This is a genomic window from Dactylosporangium sp. NPDC050688 (genome assembly GCF_040654515.1).
Taxonomy (GTDB): domain Bacteria; phylum Actinomycetota; class Actinomycetes; order Mycobacteriales; family Micromonosporaceae; genus Dactylosporangium.
Map to the genome: position 1 here is coordinate 49,062 of NZ_JBFAIC010000029.1, position 15,370 is coordinate 64,431.

Annotated in this window: 16 protein-coding genes; 10 read left to right on the plus strand and 6 right to left on the minus strand. The window is 71.3% G+C overall.

Annotated elements, in window-relative coordinates:
• Positions 1 to 59: 59 nt before the first annotated feature.
• Both AB0H83_RS25940 and AB0H83_RS25945 read right to left on the minus strand, forming a co-directional pair.
• A complete protein-coding gene (locus tag AB0H83_RS25940) occupies positions 60 to 632 on the minus strand; it encodes a 50S ribosomal protein L11 methyltransferase (RefSeq protein ID WP_360098744.1) in 573 nt (190 codons plus the stop codon).
• The gene (locus AB0H83_RS25945) at positions 629 to 964 is read right to left on the minus strand and encodes a helix-turn-helix domain-containing protein (protein WP_360098746.1); all 336 of its coding nucleotides are present in this window, start codon (positions 962 to 964) and stop codon (positions 629 to 631) included. The genes AB0H83_RS25940 and AB0H83_RS25945 overlap by 4 nt, the downstream gene beginning before the upstream one ends.
• Positions 965 to 1,036: 72 nt before the next feature.
• On the opposite strand from AB0H83_RS25945, the gene AB0H83_RS25950 reads away from it, so the two are divergent.
• Together AB0H83_RS25950 and AB0H83_RS25955 are read left to right on the plus strand one after the other, a co-directional pair.
• The gene (locus AB0H83_RS25950) at positions 1,037 to 1,999 is read left to right on the plus strand and encodes a zinc-binding alcohol dehydrogenase family protein (protein WP_360098748.1); all 963 of its coding nucleotides are present in this window, start codon (positions 1,037 to 1,039) and stop codon (positions 1,997 to 1,999) included.
• Positions 2,000 to 2,038: 39 nt separating this feature from the next.
• Positions 2,039 to 2,908, plus strand: a complete 870-nt coding sequence (locus AB0H83_RS25955) for a hypothetical protein (RefSeq protein ID WP_360098750.1) — start codon at positions 2,039 to 2,041, stop codon at positions 2,906 to 2,908.
• 52 nt (positions 2,909 to 2,960) lie between these two features.
• On the opposite strand, the gene rho is transcribed toward AB0H83_RS25955, so the two are convergent.
• A complete protein-coding gene (gene rho / locus AB0H83_RS25960; RefSeq protein ID WP_360098752.1) occupies positions 2,961 to 4,181 on the minus strand; it encodes a transcription termination factor Rho in 1,221 nt (406 codons plus the stop codon).
• Positions 4,182 to 4,480: 299 nt separating this feature from the next.
• Here rho and AB0H83_RS25965 point away from each other — a divergent pair, with 299 nt between their 5' ends.
• The 4 genes from AB0H83_RS25965 to AB0H83_RS25980 all read left to right on the plus strand — a co-directional run bounded on the left by AB0H83_RS25965 (position 4,481) and on the right by AB0H83_RS25980 (position 5,809).
• Positions 4,481 to 4,744, plus strand: a complete 264-nt coding sequence (locus AB0H83_RS25965) for a hypothetical protein (protein WP_360098754.1) — start codon at positions 4,481 to 4,483, stop codon at positions 4,742 to 4,744.
• A gap of 45 nt (positions 4,745 to 4,789) precedes the next feature.
• A complete protein-coding gene (locus AB0H83_RS25970; RefSeq protein ID WP_360098756.1) occupies positions 4,790 to 5,146 on the plus strand; it encodes an ATP-binding protein in 357 nt (118 codons plus the stop codon).
• On the plus strand, positions 5,143 to 5,454 hold the full coding sequence (locus AB0H83_RS25975; RefSeq protein WP_360098758.1) for an STAS domain-containing protein: 312 nt from the start codon (positions 5,143 to 5,145) through the stop codon (positions 5,452 to 5,454). The genes AB0H83_RS25970 and AB0H83_RS25975 overlap by 4 nt, the downstream gene beginning before the upstream one ends.
• A gap of 79 nt (positions 5,455 to 5,533) precedes the next feature.
• Positions 5,534 to 5,809 carry a hypothetical protein gene (locus AB0H83_RS25980; RefSeq protein WP_360098760.1) on the plus strand — a complete coding sequence of 92 codons (276 nt, stop codon included), beginning with the start codon at positions 5,534 to 5,536 and terminating at the stop codon, positions 5,807 to 5,809.
• Positions 5,810 to 5,939: 130 nt separating this feature from the next.
• On the opposite strand, the gene AB0H83_RS25985 is transcribed toward AB0H83_RS25980, so the two are convergent.
• Complete coding sequence (locus AB0H83_RS25985; protein WP_033363591.1) at positions 5,940 to 6,143, minus strand: cold-shock protein; 204 nt, start codon at positions 6,141 to 6,143, stop codon at positions 5,940 to 5,942.
• Positions 6,144 to 6,664: 521 nt separating this feature from the next.
• Here AB0H83_RS25985 and AB0H83_RS25990 point away from each other — a divergent pair.
• The gene (locus AB0H83_RS25990) at positions 6,665 to 7,534 is read left to right on the plus strand and encodes an RNA polymerase sigma factor SigF (RefSeq protein ID WP_360098763.1); all 870 of its coding nucleotides are present in this window, start codon (positions 6,665 to 6,667) and stop codon (positions 7,532 to 7,534) included.
• A gap of 179 nt (positions 7,535 to 7,713) precedes the next feature.
• Here AB0H83_RS25990 and AB0H83_RS25995 read toward each other — a convergent pair whose 3' ends face one another.
• Positions 7,714 to 8,787 (minus strand): LCP family protein, encoded by a 1,074-nt coding sequence (locus tag AB0H83_RS25995; protein ID WP_360098765.1) that lies wholly within the window; start codon positions 8,785 to 8,787, stop codon positions 7,714 to 7,716.
• Positions 8,788 to 9,024: 237 nt separating this feature from the next.
• Here AB0H83_RS25995 and AB0H83_RS26000 point away from each other — a divergent pair, with 237 nt between their 5' ends.
• Genes AB0H83_RS26000 through AB0H83_RS26010 form a run of 3 tightly spaced genes read left to right on the plus strand, consistent with a single transcriptional unit; the run spans position 9,025 to position 13,485 of the window.
• Entirely contained in the window at positions 9,025 to 10,944 is a 1,920-nt protein-coding gene (locus AB0H83_RS26000; protein ID WP_360098767.1) for a hypothetical protein, read from the plus strand.
• Between the two features lie 40 nt (positions 10,945 to 10,984).
• Positions 10,985 to 11,938 carry a glycosyltransferase family 2 protein gene (locus tag AB0H83_RS26005; protein ID WP_360098769.1) on the plus strand — a complete coding sequence of 318 codons (954 nt, stop codon included), beginning with the start codon at positions 10,985 to 10,987 and terminating at the stop codon, positions 11,936 to 11,938.
• Entirely contained in the window at positions 11,935 to 13,485 is a 1,551-nt protein-coding gene (locus AB0H83_RS26010) for a hypothetical protein (protein ID WP_360098771.1), read from the plus strand. The genes AB0H83_RS26005 and AB0H83_RS26010 overlap by 4 nt, the downstream gene beginning before the upstream one ends.
• Here AB0H83_RS26010 and AB0H83_RS26015 read toward each other — a convergent pair.
• Positions 13,467 to 15,368 carry a hypothetical protein gene (locus AB0H83_RS26015; RefSeq protein ID WP_360098773.1) on the minus strand — a complete coding sequence of 634 codons (1,902 nt, stop codon included), beginning with the start codon at positions 15,366 to 15,368 and terminating at the stop codon, positions 13,467 to 13,469. The two genes, AB0H83_RS26010 and AB0H83_RS26015, sit on opposite strands and share 19 nt — an antisense overlap.
• Positions 15,369 to 15,370 lie beyond the last annotated feature (2 nt).

The following is a 15,370-nucleotide window of genomic DNA, read 5'->3' on the forward strand; positions in this document are numbered from 1 at the left end:
GGCGGCCTGCAAGGGCCGCCGGCGTTTCTCGTTCGGAAATCACGGCGGCGTGGCGTTACTCAGCGTAGGCGCCAGATGGTGGTGCGCATCGCGCACTGGTCTTCGAGTTTGACGCGGACCGGGACCTCGTACGTGGCCAGGGCCTCGAACAGCCGGGTCGGCAGATAGCCGCGGCCCGGGTCGCCGACGAGGACCTCGGCGCCGCTGCGGCGCAGGAAGCCCAGCACGCGCTCCGCGACGGGGCCGCTGTAGAACACGTCGCCGGCGACGATGACCTCGGCGGGGACCGGGACGGTCGAGGTGACGAGGTCGACGCCGTTGGCTCGGGCGTTGCGGGCGCACGCCTCCAGCGCCGCCGGGTCGGTGTCGACGGCGGTGACGGTGCAGGCGCCGGCCCGGGCGGCGGCGATGCCGACGAGGCCGGAGCCGGCGCCCAGGTCCATGACGGAGCGGCCGGCGACGTACAGCGGCTGGTCGAGCAGGAAGCGGCCGAGGGCCATGCCGCCGGGCCAGGCGAAGGACCAGAAGGGCGGGGGCGCGTCGCTGCGGTACTCCCCGCCAGTCGCGTCGAACAGGCCCGCGTCCTCGTCGGCGAGGTCCAGGGTGAGCTCGGGCAGCAGCGGGATGATCATGCTGCCGCCGGGAAGCGGTGGATGTTGGACTCGACCCAGGTGCGCAGGTGGGCCAGGGGGGCGCAGGCGTCGCGGCCGAGGGGGGTCAGGTCGTACTCGACCCGCAGCGGCACCTCGGCGAACACCTTGCGGGTGACGAGGCCGTGCTCCTCGAGCTTGCGCAGGGTGACGGTCAGGACCTTTGGGCTGATGCCCTGCAGGCGGCTGCGCAGGCTGCCGAAGCGCTGCGGGCCGTCCTCCAGGGCGCCGAGGGCGAGCGCGCTCCACTTGTTCGCGAGCAGGTCGAGCATGTCGCGGCAGGGGCAGCAGGCCGCGTAGACGTCGTCGGGCACGCGCCCAACAGTACCCAATGGAAACTCATCACCCTTGTGGGTAACTAGGGCGTGCTGGATAGCGTCGGTGGCATGGACACGAAGATGCAGGCCGTCATCAGCACGGCCGAGGGGTTGCGGGACGTCGAGCTGCCCGTGCCCGTTCCAGGTGCGCGGGATCTGCTGGTACGGGTGCACGCCGTCTCGGTGAACCCGGTCGACTACAAGGTGCGCCACGGCGGCGGGGACAAGGTGCTGGGCTGGGACGCGGCCGGGGTGGTGGTCGCGGTGGGCAGCGAGGTGAGCCTGTTCGCGCCGGGTGACGAGGTGTACTACGCGGGCAGCATCGACCGGCCGGGCAGCAACTCACAGCTGCACCTGGTCGACGAGCGGATCGTCGGGCACAAGCCGCGGTCGCTGGACTTCGCGGCCGCGGCGGCGCTGCCGCTGACGACGATCACGGCGTGGGAGACGCTGTTCGACCGGTTCCGGTTGGACGCCGGGTCGACGGGGACGCTGCTGGTGCTGGGGGCCGCCGGCGGGGTCGGGTCGATAATGATCCAGCTGGCGAGGGCGTTGACGGGGCTGACGGTGGTCGGGTCCGCGTCACGTGACGAGTCTCGCAAGTGGGTGCTGGATCTTGGTGCGCACGACGTCGTAGGCCACGACGACCTCCCCGAAGGGGTGGATTACATCTTCTCGCCGAGCACGGGCGCGCCGGGGCGGATCGAGCGGTTCGCGCAGATCCTGCGGCCGGGTGGCGCGATCACCGCGATCGACGAGCCGGAAGGGCTGGACCTGTTGCCGTTGAAGGCGAAGAGCATCAGCTTCCACTGGGAGCTGATGTTCACCCGGCCGTTGTTCCAGACGCCGGACATGATCGCCCAGCATGACCTGCTGGACCGGGTCGCGGGGCTCGTCGACGCGGGCACGGTCCGCTCGACGCTCACGACCCAGTTGTCGCCGATCGACGCGGCGACGCTGACCCGAGCCCACGAAATGGTCGAAGGCGGACATATGGTCGGCAAGGTGGTCGTCGCGGAGCCGCTACAGTAATTCCTCGAAGTCTCCCCATCCCCCGTGGGAAGGACCGTCGTGGACTGGCCTCCGTTCCTTGAGTTCAGCGTGCCCGTCGCGCTGGCCGTCTGGGTCGCCGCGGTGGCGGTGAGCCTGTGGCGCTCCCGTCCCCGGCTGCCCGAGCCCGGCCCGACCCGTTCGGACCTGCCGGGGCAAGAGCCGCCGGCGGTGGTCAGCCTGATGGTCAACCGGTGGCGATCCGACGAGGACGCGATCGACAGCACCCTGCTGGACCTGGCGGCGCGGGGGTTCCTGGAGCTGCGGGAGACCGGTGACGCGCCGGCGCAGACGACGGCCCGGCTGCGCAAGGGTGACGGGCGCAGCCTGACGCCTTATGAGCAGCAGATCCTGGACCGGGTGCACCGCCTGTCGGTCAACGGCGAGACGACGCTGACCCGCCTGGCCTTCGACAGCTGGACGGAGGCGCGCAGCTGGCGGCGCACGTTCTACCAGGCCGTGGTGGAGGAGGCGCGGACGCGCGGGCTGTGCCGGCCGCGCCTTTCCTCGACGACGCGGCGCGCGCTGCTGCTCAGCGCGATCGTGCCGGCGGTGCTGATGTTCGTGACCTGGTGGTGGGTGGACAGCGAGCTCAGCGCCAAGGTGCCCGACCAGGTCACCGGCGCCATCATCGGCGCCGCCGCGGTCTATCTGGCGCAGTACTTCGTGGTCGACTTCGGCTGGGCCGACCAGACCACCCCGGAGGGGGTGGCCGCGACGGAGAGCTGGCTGGCGCTGCGGGAGCACTTGAGCACGGTCGAGGGCGTGGCCGACCTGGCCCCGGCCGACATCGCGTCGTGGGGCCGTGACATGGCGTACGCCTCAGCCCTGGGCGTCCTTTCCGCCGACGAGGCGCTGGTACGCCTCACGCCCGGCGCCCGCTCAAGGTGACGAGCAGACGGTCGGCCGCTCAAGGCGACGAGCTGAGCAGCGACCCGAGCGGTCAGCTCGCGTTGCCGCGCAGGAGCAGGGTCAGGAACTCGGCGTTGGACTGGGTCTTCGCCAGCCGGTCCAGCAGCTGCTCGGTCGCCGACTGGTTGCTGGCGGCCAGCGCCTTGCGGAGGCGCGAGACGGCGAGCAGCTCGTCGGGGTGCAGGATGACGTCGTCGCGGCGGGTGCTGGAGGCGTCGATGTCGATCGCCGGGAAGACGCGGCGGTCGGCGAGCTTGCGGTCGAGCTTGAGCTCGGCGTTGCCGGTGCCCTTGAACTCCTCGAAGATGACCGTGTCGCCGGTGGAGCCGGTCTCGACGAGGGCCGAGGCGATGATGGTGAGCGACCCGCCGTTTTCGATGTTGCGGGCGGCGCCGAGCAGGCGCTTCGGCGGGTAGAGCGCGTTGGCGTCGATGCCGCCGGTCAGGATGCGGCCGGAGGCGGGGGCGGAGTTGTTGTAGGCCCGGCCGAGCCGGGTGATGGAGTCGAGCAGCAGGACCACGTCGTGGCCGAGCTCGACGAGCCGCTTGGCGCGCTCGATGGCGAGCTCCGCGATGCCGGTGTGCTCCGACGGCGGCCGGTCGAAGGTCGAGGCGATGACCTCGCCCTGGATGGACCGCTGCATCTCGGTGACCTCTTCGGGTCGCTCGTCGATGAGCAGGACCATGATGTGGACCTCGGGGTTGTTCTGCGCGATCGCGTTGGCGATCGACTGCAGGACCATCGTCTTGCCGGCCTTGGGCGGGGAGACGATGAGTGCGCGCTGGCCCTTGCCGATCGGCATGACCAGGTCGATGAGCCGGTTGGTGAGCTGCCGCGGCCCGGTCTCCAGGCGCAGCCGCTCCTGCGGGAACAGCGCGGTGAGCTTGCTGAACTCCGGCCGGTTGCGGGCCCACTCGGGGTCGTTGCCGTGCACGGTGTCCAGCCGGGTGAGGGTCGATCCGTTGGCGCTGCCGGTGATCGCGTCGCCGTGGCGCAGCCCGTACCGCCGGACCATGGCGGCGGGGATGGTGACGTCGTCGGGGCCGGGGCTGTAGCTGTCGACCCGCAGGACCATCTTGTCGCGGTGGATGTCGGCGATTCCGGCGATATCGCGGGCCTCGCCCGACTCCGGGGGCTGAGGCTGGTTGCCGGGGCGGCTATGGTCCCGGTTGCGCTGCGAAGATCTGGTGCGGCGAGGCTTCGCCGGGTGACTCTGCTTGGCGTTTCGATCCAACACTTCGGTTGGGGCCATGGGCGTCCTCCTCGGGACTGGCGTGGGAAATGGCTTATGTCCCTGAGGACACTGGCCGAAACGCGTGTGATCTTGGCTTCCTGCGAGAGGGCGTGACACGCGTTTGAGAAAGGTGGTCCCCGGGCGACAGACTGCCGACTTCCGCGGGACTGGCTTGACCGTAGCTCGTCAAGCCGTCCAGGGCAAGTATCTGTCCGTAGTCGACACGCTACCTTCCGGCAACCGTGCGGCGGACCGACCCGCACCATCCCGGCAGAACTCTGATTGGTGTCAGGAAGCACACCAGCCGGGGGGTTGACATGAAGAGCACGTTCGACACGGTCCGCGCCGAGGCGCTGTTCGCCTCCGCCCTGCAGGCTTCGCAGGCGCCGTCGCCGGCGCAGGTCCGCGCCGCGGTGACCTCGACGCTGCGCCGGTTCGGCGTCAAGGGCTGCGCCTCGCGGGTCGCCGGCGAGTTCGGCGAGCACCCCGAGACCGCCGCCTCCCGGATGAGCTGGGCCCTGCAGACGGTGGAGGCCGCGTACCAGGACCTGGCCGCCCGCGAGTTCGCGTACGCCGGTTGACCTGCGACGCGTTTCCGATCTCCGTCACGCGGTAAGACATCAGGTGTGGACCTGCGCCTGACCGTCGACCTGCCACGCGATCTCGATCGTATGAGCACCCTCAGGCACGTCCTGGACGGCGCGCTCGCCGGCCTCGGCGTGGACGAGCAGAAGCGCACCGACATCGGCCTGATCGTCTCGGAGACGTGGGCGAACGTGATCACCCACGTGCGGGTTGGCGTCGCCTTCCAGGTCCGCGCCACTGTTGATGAGGAGGCGTGCGTGATCGAAGTCACGTCACCCCCGGACGCTCCTGACGCGCTCCTTCCGTCGCAGCCTTCCCTGCGGGTGGTGTCGGCCCTCGCCGACACCGTCGACGTCGGCGGGGACGACCTGTTGTTGAGGGTGGTGAAGCAGCTGTGACCGCATTCGCCGCGATGGCCTCTCCCGCCGCCGACGGCTCGGTCATGGTGACCGCCACCGGCGAGCTCGACATGACCAGTGCGCCCACGCTCATCGAGTCGCTGCGCGACGCCATCCACGCGTACGCGCCCTCGCGGGTCGATCTTGACCTCACCGGCGTGCCCTTCATGGACTCGACCGGTATTCAGGTGCTGGTCGCTGCTCACGCCGACGTGGACGGCGACCTGCGCATCACCGGCACCAGTCCTGCCGTGCACCGGCTGCTGGAGCTGACCGGCCTACTCGAGACGTTCGGGCTCACCGTTTAGCAACCGAACACCCGTCGTACCGGCACCCGGCCAGGAGTTAGCTGGACCACAGCAGGGAGCAACTAGCAGGAGGTACATCATGGAGTCCACGTTCGAAGCGGTCCGCGCCGAAGCACTCTTCGCCTCCATGTTGCAGATGTCGCAAGGCGCAGCGGACGCCGACGTCCGTGCCGCCGTGACGACGACCCTGCGGCGCATCGGCGAGCAGGGCTGCGTCGCGACGGTCGCCACCGAGTTCGGTGACCACCCTGAGACGGCGTCGACCCGGATGAGCTGGGCGCTGCGGATGATCCGGCACGCCTACGCCGAGTCGTGCACGCCCGAGGTGTACGCCCGCCCCGCCGCGCTGGCGTGAAGCGCGCACCCGCAACGGGCAGCCCCCGAGCGGGCCTACAGCACCGCAAAGCCCCCGCCGGAAAGCTCCGGACGGGGGCTTGCTACTCCTTCGGCCGTGAAGCGGGTCTCGGCCTACGACTGGGGGTGTGTCAGACCGGACGGATGTTGTCGGCCTGAGGCCCCTTCTGGCCCTGAGTGATCTCGAACTCGACCTTCTGACCCTCGGTCAGCTCGCGGTAGCCGGTGGCCTGGATCGCCGAGTAGTGCGCGAACACATCGGGTCCACCGTTGTCCTGCGAGATGAAGCCGTAGCCCTTCTCCGAGTTGAACCACTTCACCGTGCCTGATGCCACGTGTAACTCCTTAGCGACGACACCCCGATCCGCACCTCACGGATCAATGTTGAATCAGGTGCACGCCACGGATGAGACGGTAGCCTGCGCGCTGCGAAAACGCAGCCCCGGTATCGGCATACGGACCCGATCGACTACCGAATTGAAATCCACAACCATTCCTTACAGATACGCAGCGTATTGAACACATACACTCTTGGTGATAGAACCGGGCCGCCGTCACCTCGCGGGAGCGCTCATCTCGCATTTGGCGCATCGCTCTAGTACAGTCAGGCTCGGTCGCCTCGTCCGAACGGACGATTTAGGGCTTCCGTCCAGCAGCGGCGGAACCGGCCCTCCGGCTGACCTCGCAGGTCTTGCACCGGCACTCAAACAACGGGTGCCGAGAGCGATTCCCGACCGGCGCCGGTTCAGAGCGCGCAGCGCCAGCCCGGCACGGTGACGAAACCCCTTCCCGCACGGCTCTCAGCACCGTGCCGTCACCGCAGCTCCGGTCACCCGCACCAGAAGGGTCCCTCCCGATGACGATCTCTGTCTCTGCCTCCGCTCCTGTCACCGCCCCGACGTCGCAGGACGTCAGCCGCGCCATCGCCAGGAGCCACGAGACCCCGACCGAGACCAGCAGCAGGGCCAACGACGCGCAGGCCAAGGCCCTGCTGTCCCTGCTCGCCGACCTGCCCGCCGGCGCCGACCGCGACCGCGTCCGGGCCCGGCTCATCGAGCTGTACATCCCGCTGGCCGAGTACCTGGCCCGCCGCTTCCGCAACCGCGGCGAGCAGTTCGACGACCTCGTCCAGGTCGCCAACCTTGGCCTCATCAAGTCCGTCGACGGTTACGACCCGACCCGCGGCGCCGCGTTCACCAGCTACGCCATCCCGATGATCGTCGGGGAGCTCAAGCGGCACTTCCGCGACAAGGGCTGGGACGTGCGGGTACCCCGCCGCCTGCAGGAGCTGCGGCTGGAGATCTCCAAGGTCTCCGGCGACCTCGCCCAGGACCTCGGCCGCTCCCCCACGGTCGCCGACCTCGCCACCCGCCTCGGCGTCAGCGAGGAGGACATCATCGAGGGCCTCGACTGCGGCCAGGCCTACCGGGCGCTGTCGCTGGACGCGCCCGCCGGCGACAACGCCGACCCGGGCGCCACCGGCCTCGGTGACCTGCTCGGCGGCGAGGACCCCGACCTGGCCAACGTGGAGAACCGCGAGGCGCTGCGCCCGATCCTGGCGAAGCTGCCGGAGCGCGAGCAGAAGATCATCGCGATGCGCTTCCACGGCAACCTGACCCAGTCGCAGATCGCCGCCCAGCTCGGTATCTCCCAGATGCACGTGTCCCGGCTGCTCGCGGGCGCACTGCGTACCCTGCGCGAGGAGCTCACCACCGTCGTGGAGTAGCCACCGCGGCAACGCATTGCGCGACAGCCCGAAGGAATGGCACCTTCGGGCTGTCGCGTACGCCGGTGCACAACACGCCACGAAACAAACGCCGGTCAATGTTCGGTTGTGCCCGATTCGCCGGATGAACCCCGTGCGCCCGAGTCTGCGAAGCGTCACCGAACGCACCGGTGAAACGTTCAGCCGCTGGAGCTGACGATCCCCGGGTTGGCGGCGACGAACGTCGGCACCGTCTTCGTCCGCACGGCGCTCAGCAGATCCAGCGTCGTCTGGTCGAGCGCCTCCGCGCCCGGGTTCTCCGGGGAGGCGTGGAAGCCGCCGTCGTTGGTCTTGAGCGTCAGCATGCGGTCGCCGTCGATGCCACGCATCGCGAAGATCCAGTCGTCCAGGCCGATCTTGCCCGTGTCGATGGTCATGGCGCGGCCGATGACCTCGAGGACCTTGTTGAGGGTGCTGGGCGAGCCCAGCACCTCCTTGCTGGCGATCTTCTTCAGCAGCGCCTTGATGAACTGCTGCTGGTGGCGCTGGCGGTCGTAGTCGCTCTTGGGCAGCGTCTCGCGCTGGCGGACGAAGTCGAGCGCCTCCCAGGCGGCCAGGTGCTGATAGCCGACCTCGTACACCTTCGGGGTGACGCCCTTGATCGGGATGAGGATGGTGCCGCCGTTGGGGTCGTCGCGCTGCTCGAAGGGGACCTTCGTGTTGCCCTTGGCGTCGTGGCCGATGTGCACCGAGACGGTGCGCTGGTCGACGTACATGTCGACGCCGCCGAGGACCCGCACGACCTCCTGGAAGCCGACGAAGTCGACGATCGCGGCCGCGTCGAACGTGATGCCCCAGTTCTGCTTGATCGTGGCGGCGAGCAGCGTCGTGCCGTGCTTGCGCTGGTCCTTGCCGGTCAGGCCGTAGCCGCCCTCGGCGAAGGCACCGTTGATCTTGTTTTTGCCGCCGTTGTAGGTGCGCTTGCCGTTGCTGTACTTCGGGATCGAGACCCAGGTGTCCCGCGGGATGGAGATCAGGAACGCCATGTCGTGGCTGGCGGGGATGTGCAGGATCAGGATCGAGTCGGAGCGGATGGCCTCGGTCGGGTCCTGGTTGGGCCGCGGGTCGATGCCGATGAGCAAAATGTTCTTGGCGCCGCTGACCGTGGCGTGCTTCTCACCCTCGGTGCCGAGCAGGTTTTCCTTGTTGACGCTGCGCGTCGCATACCCGAAGACCGCATCCTTCAGCACGAATGTCGTGCCAGAGACGATCATGAGTAGGGCACCGGCGATCACGAGGATCCGCGCCCACAGTGGATCCCGCCGGCCGCGACCCTTTCGCCGCGCCACGCCTTTCGCCAACTCCCCGCCACTCCCCGTACTCGGCAATCACCTTCCGTCATGAAGGCCGGCCCCGGAAGCCTTCTGCACGGTACCTGGACAACGCGATATCGTCACGTCCCGGCGGCGACGTTGCATCGCCGGTGGCCCCGATCGATACGGAGCGTGTTGGTGATCCGGAAGACGGCGGTGGCGCTGGTCCTCGCCTGGCTCATCCCGCTGGCGACGCATCCGCTGCGGCTGGACTTCCTCCTGCCGTTGCTGGTGCTCGCGGGCACCGTGGCGATCCAGCGCGGCGGGGTCACCCTGGCCGACCGGGTCGTGGTGGCCGCCGCCCAGCTCTTCGGCGCGGCCTGCGTCTTCGGGCTCGCGGTCACGCTGTGGCCCGGCCACCTGCACCCGACGCTGCTGGCGGGCGTCGCGCTGACGGTGCTGGTGCTGGTCGCCGCCGCCACCGGACGGGTGCCGCAAATGCCCCGGATGCGTAAAGACGCACTCCTCGGCATCGCGGTCGCCGGGGTGTCGGTGGTGGCGCTCGTGCCGTACGTCGCGCGCGATCTCGGCGGCCGGCTCGGCCTGCCCCTCGCCGGGGAGGACATCACCCGCCACTTCCTGCTGTTCGACGTGATCGGCCGGACCGGCGGCTACCTGTTCCTGCGCCCGGAGGCGCTGCGCCCGTACGTGCCGGACGAGCAGCTGGCCGGCATCGCCAACTACCCGCAGGGCGCGCACTTCAGCTACGCGGTGCTGGACCGGTTCGTGCGCTCCTCGGGGCACAACGCCGCGCCCGCAACCGCCGTCGACGTGATGATGTGGCTGGTCATCGGCACGTACCTGCTGCTCGCCCTCGCCGTGCTGTGGGCGGCGCGCCGCATCGCCGGACCCGGCGCCGGCACCGCCCGGCTGCTGCCGGTGCTGGGGCTCGTCGCCGCCTGGCTGGTCCTCGGCGACCCGGTGACCGTGCTGTCCCGCGGGTACCCGAACGAGCTGGCCGGCCTGGCCTGCGCCGCGGTGCTGACCGCGCTGGTGGCCCGGCCGCTGACCCGCCTCGGCGAGCAGACGGCGACCGTGGCGCTGCTGCTGGTCGCGGTCTCGTTCAACTACGCGCTGTTCCTGCCCTACGCCGGGATCGTCGCCGCGCTGTGGGCGGTCCGGGCGCGGCTGTGGCGGCACTGGTGGGCGTGGGTCTGCGCGGTGGCCGCCGGTGGCCTCGCCGCGATCGGCCCGCTGACCGCCGCCGCGGCCTCCAGCGACAGCCAGCTGCTGCTCAACGGCACCGCCAGGGTCGTGGACCGGCCGGCGACCGTGCTGCTCGTCGCGCTGGCCGCGGTGGGCGTGCTGGCCACCAGGAGAAGCCCCCGGCTGCGGGCGGCCGGGTTCGCGCTCGCCACGGCCGGGATCATGGCCGTCGGGCTCGGTGCGTACCAGATCGCGACCATCGGCCGTCCGGTCTACTACTTCGACAAGCTGCTGCACCTGCTGATCGTGGTCGCGCTGTGCGCGCTCGGCGGGCTGGCCCGCTTCCGGTTCAAGTTGAGCGCCGCGGTCGCGGTGCCGGTCGCGCTGTTCATGCTGGTGGCCGGCGGCGAGTGGCACACGACGCCGGTCGCGCCCGGGGTGCAGCTGGCGCTCGGCCGGGACCGTGGCGCTCCGGAGGCGGCCCGCGACGCGCTGCTGATGGCCAGGATGTTCCCCGACGGCGGCGGTGCGGTGAACGTCAACCTCATGGGCCGCCCGTGGCGCAACTGGGCGGCCACGCTCTGTGCCGGTGCCCTGCAGGGCCAGTACCGGCACTTCCCCGGCTGGTCGGACGTGCTGTACCCGGGCGGCAAGGGCGCCACGATGGACGACCTGGATCGTTTGGTGGCGAACAGCCCCGTGACCGTGCGGTTCTTCCTGCACGACCCGGCGGCGAGCCTGCTCGTGGTGGACACGGAGCATCCGAACCGCCCCGCGGTGCGGGCCGGACAGCCCTTGCCGGTAGCCTTCGGAGATCCGGCTGCGCCGACGAACGTCGAGGCCGCTCGCCTGCTGGCTGCGAAGTATCCGGCAAAAGTGCAGCTCGTGTACGCTACGCCAGCGAACCCTTAAGGATCGCCGAGACGGATTGGTCATCGTGCAAAGACCCGTGGTGAGCGTCGTCATCCCGACGCGCAACCGGCCCGAGCTGGTGGTGCGCGCAGTCCGCAGCGCACTGGCGCAGACCCTCGCGGAGCTCGAGGTCGTCGTCATCATTGACGGACCCGACGACGCGACGGTTGCAGCCCTCCGCGAGATCGGCGACGAGCGGGTCCGCTGGGTCGAGCGGGAGACGTCCGGTGGGGCGCCCGCCGCCCGCAACCACGGCGTCGACGTCGCCCTCGCCGAGTGGGTCGCGTTCCTCGACGACGACGACGAGTGGCTGCCGGAGAAGCTGGAGACGCAGCTGGCCCGGGCCAAGGCGTCCGGGGTGCCGCTGCCGATCGTCGGCAGCCGCCTCTACATGCGCACCCCGCGGGCCGAGCTGATCATGCCGCGCCGCATCCCGGCGCCGGACGAGCCGATCAGCGAGTACCTGGCGGTGCGGCACGGGCTGTTCCACGGCGACGGGTTCATCCAGACCTCCACGATCATGGCGCCGACGGCGCTGCTGCGGAAGGTGCCGTTCGCCGACGGGCTGCGCCGCCTGCAGGAGCTCGACTGGACGCTGCGCAGCCTCCAGGAGGACGGCGTCGACCTGATCTACGCCGAGGAGCCCCTGGTCATCTGGTATGCCGACGAGAACCGTCCGCGGATCAGCTTCGACGCGCCGTGGAAGCAGTCGCTGGACTGGCTGCGCGAGACCCGCCCCCGGGTCACCCCCCGCGCCTACGCCGCGCTGGCCATGAGCGTGGTCGGCTCGATGGCCGCCGCCAGCCGCAGCCCCCGGGTCTTCTTCGACCTGCTGGGCGAGGCCCGCCGGCACGGCAAGCCCAGCGTGACCGACTATGTGACGTTCCTGCAGGTGTGGCTGGTCCCCGCCGGGCCCCGGCGGGTCGTGCGCGACTTCTTCCTGAGCCGCCGGCGCGGCAAGGGCAAGAAGCAGCTGCAGGCCAGCGCCCGATGACCCAGCGCACCGCGATCACCGCGGGCGCGGCCGCCGCGGCGGTCCTGGCGGTCCTCGCGGCCGTGCTGGAGCACGGCCGCACCGGTAGTCTCAGCGAGTCGGCAGAGGCGTTCGCGGCGGCGGTGATCGCCCTCGGCGTCATCGCGCTCGCGGTGAGCCTGCCCGGCATCACGCTGCGCGGCGCGGCCACCGGCGGGCTGTTCACCCTCGCCGGCATGCTCACCTGGACCTCGACCCAGCGCCCGATCGTCATCTGGGCCGTGCTGTTCGTGGAGGTCGTCGTCTTCGCCGTGTGGGGCCGGCCGTGGCTGCGCACCCTGCGCGAGCTGCCGGGGCTCGGCGGTGCCTGGCTCGGCCTGTCCTACTGGGTGTTCGGCGTGCTCGGCGCGCTGTTCGTCCTGCGCGCCGGCCACCTCACCGTCGCCGCGCAGCGCCTGGCGTATCTGGGCGTGTTCACCCTGGCGGTCCTCGCCGTCGTCGCCACGACCCGCCGTGACCGCGGCAAGGACTTCACCGTCGGCATGGCCGCGGCGATCCTGGTCGGCATCGGCGCGCTGCTGTACGTCGGTGCCGGCAGCCTCTTCGACGAGCTGCACGCCATCCCGGACAGCGCGTCGGCGCGGGTGATGCGCAACCGGTTCTGGGGCGGGCCGGGGCTGTTCTACCACCCCAACTCCCTCGCCGGCCTGGTCGTGATCGCCGCGGTGCGGGTCGGCTTCGACCGGGCGTTCGCCGCGTGGCAGCGCCTCGGCGTGGCCGTGATCGCGGCGCTGGTGATGTCGATCAGCGACTCGCGGACCGGGTTCGTGTTCGCGGCCGCCGCCGCCTGCGTCCACGCCGTCGTGGTGCTGCTCCCACGGGCCGGCGGCGCCGGCGACCAGGCAGACGGAGAGGGCCAGCATCTGGACCGCGGCCGGGCCAGGTGGGTCGCGGTCGCGATGCCGTTCGTGGTCCTCGCGGCCGTCTTCACCGTCGGCAACGGCAGCAGCTTCCTGTTCCGCGACCGGTTCACCCCGGACGGCGGAGACGTCACCAGCGGCCGCACCGACACGTGGCGGCAGGTGTGGGTCGACTGGGAGCACGCCGGCTGGGCGGAGAAGGCGTTCGGCGACGCCCGCACGTCCCGCGCGGTCGTGCACCGCGAGGACGACGGCGCCCCGAAGGAAGGGCCGCGCCGCGACCTCAACACCGACAACGCCGCCGTCGGCGCGTTCCGCCGCGGCGGGGTCCTCGGCGCGATCGGCTTCCTGATCGGGTTGGCGCTGCTGCTCTGGCACGCGCTGCGCGGCCTCTGGTACGCGGTCGTCCTGCGCCGCCCGGGCGTGGCGCAGCCGGCGCTGTGGTTCACGGTCGGCGCCGCCGCCGCGGTACCGACGATCATGACCGAGGACTGGATCATCGGCGGCACCAACGGCGCGATCTGGCTGGTGCTGCTGGCCGGGGAGGTCCGCGCGCGGCAGCGGCCCGAGCCGCCCGCGGTCGTGCCCGGCCAGAGCCCGGGCAGCCAGGCCCGGGGCGCCGAGGGGCGTCAGGGCGCCAGCGCGTAGGCGACCTCGCCCTGGCGGTGCACCGTCCAGGTCGGCGGCACGTAGAACTCGCAGACGCGCGGCGGGCTCACGCACAGCACCGCGTCCACGTCGACGGCGGCCGCCGGGGGCAGGCCCGGCTGCAGCGACTGCAGCGACACGATCCGGGTGCCGCGCAGCAGGATCCACCAGGGGTACTCCCACGTGTTGTACCCCTGCGCGAGCCCGACCCGCCGCGCGCCGGCGGCGCGGACCGCGGCCGCCGCCCACTCGTAGTCGCGCTGCCACTCCGGCTCCCGGATGAACCGCTGGTCCAGCTGCGAGGTGGTGAAGACGTTGCCGTGCCCGACGAGGCGGCGCGGCCAGCCGTACGTGACGGCGAGCCCGCCGGCGGCGACCCCGGCCACGAGCGTGCCGGTGGTGGCCCAGGTGGCGAGGCGCCGCCCGCCCAGCCCGGCGATCCACAGCCCGGCCAGCGGCGCGCCGAGCACGAGCAGGAAGACGACGAGCCGGTTGCCCCACGGCTGCCACTTGACGGTGATGACGTAGGCGAGGACCGCGAGCCAGAAGACGGCGGCGTAGAGGCGCGTGGTCGTCGCCGAGTCCCTGCGCAGGGCCAGCAGCAGCGCGCCGATGAGGATCAGCACGCCCTGCGCGGGCATCGACACCCGGTCCTCGTCCGGCGGCCATGACTGGTACGGGAACGTCTCGTTCCAGTACGTGATGTCCCGCCCCTGCGGGTCGACGCCGAGGACGCCGGCCAGGCCGATGATCGCGTGCTCGATCGCCGTGTTGACGGGCTGCACCGGGGTCTGCAGCGCCGTCTCGGCGATGCGCAGCGTGTTGATCAGCACCGCCGCCGGGTCGTGCCGCTGCATGGAGATGGACTCGCGCAGGTGCGCCGGACCGAGCGGGTTGTCGTAGGTGTCCTGGACCCGCAGCAGGTTGGGCCCGGCGAGCAGGACCATCAGCGCGCCGGCCGCGGCCGGGCCGGCCAGGCCGCGCCAGCCGGCGAGCCGCAGCTGCGCCGCGGCCCACACCGCGAGCAGCAGCCCGGCGGCGAGCAGCCCGGTCGCCTTCGTCAGCAGGGTCAGCCCGGCGGCGAGGCCGACGAGCAGGATGTCGAACCAGCCGGAGCGGGCGCGCAGGCCGTCGAGGGTGAAGGTGGCGACGCAGGCGACCCAGAGCGCGACGACGAGGTCGGTCTGGGTGCTGGTCGCCTCGAGCACGACCATCGGGGTGGTGCCGACGAGGAGCGCGGTGACGAGCTGCGCCCTGGCGCCGCCGCCGAGCTGCCCGGCGACGCGGGACGCGGCGAGCACGACGCCGACGCCGGCGGCCAGCTGCAGCAGGTTGTAGGCGCCGTCGCCGCCGGTGAGCAGGCGCAGGTGCAGCAGCAGGTACTCCGCGCCCGGCGCCATCGCCAGCTGCCGGTCGATGATCGTCGGGTAGAAGCCGGCGTGACCCTGCTGGACCCAGTGCTCGATCTTCGGCAGGTGGTACGTCTGGGAGTCGAAGTTGTTCGGCGGCGCGAGCACGGCGACGGCGAGGTCGAGCGCGAAGAGCCCGGCGAGGGCGGCCACCATGAGCCGCTCCACCCCGGCCAGCGCCACCCACCGGGCCCGCAGGAGGGGCCACGGCACGGACCGCGGGAGAGGCCGCGCCTGGAGCGGCCGGCGGGACCGGTGCAGCGCGAGGCCGCCGGTGACGAGCAGCGCGACGAGCCAGGCGGTGGTGACCGCGGGCCGGTGCAGCGCGTGCGCCGCCGACAGCGCCTCGACGGCGAGGGCGGCGGCGCCGCCGACGAGCACCGCGGCGCGCAGCAGCGCAACCCGGACCCCGCCGTCGCGGGTCCGGCAGAGCCAGGCGACGGCCAGGAATGTGAGCAGCGGCACCACGATCACCG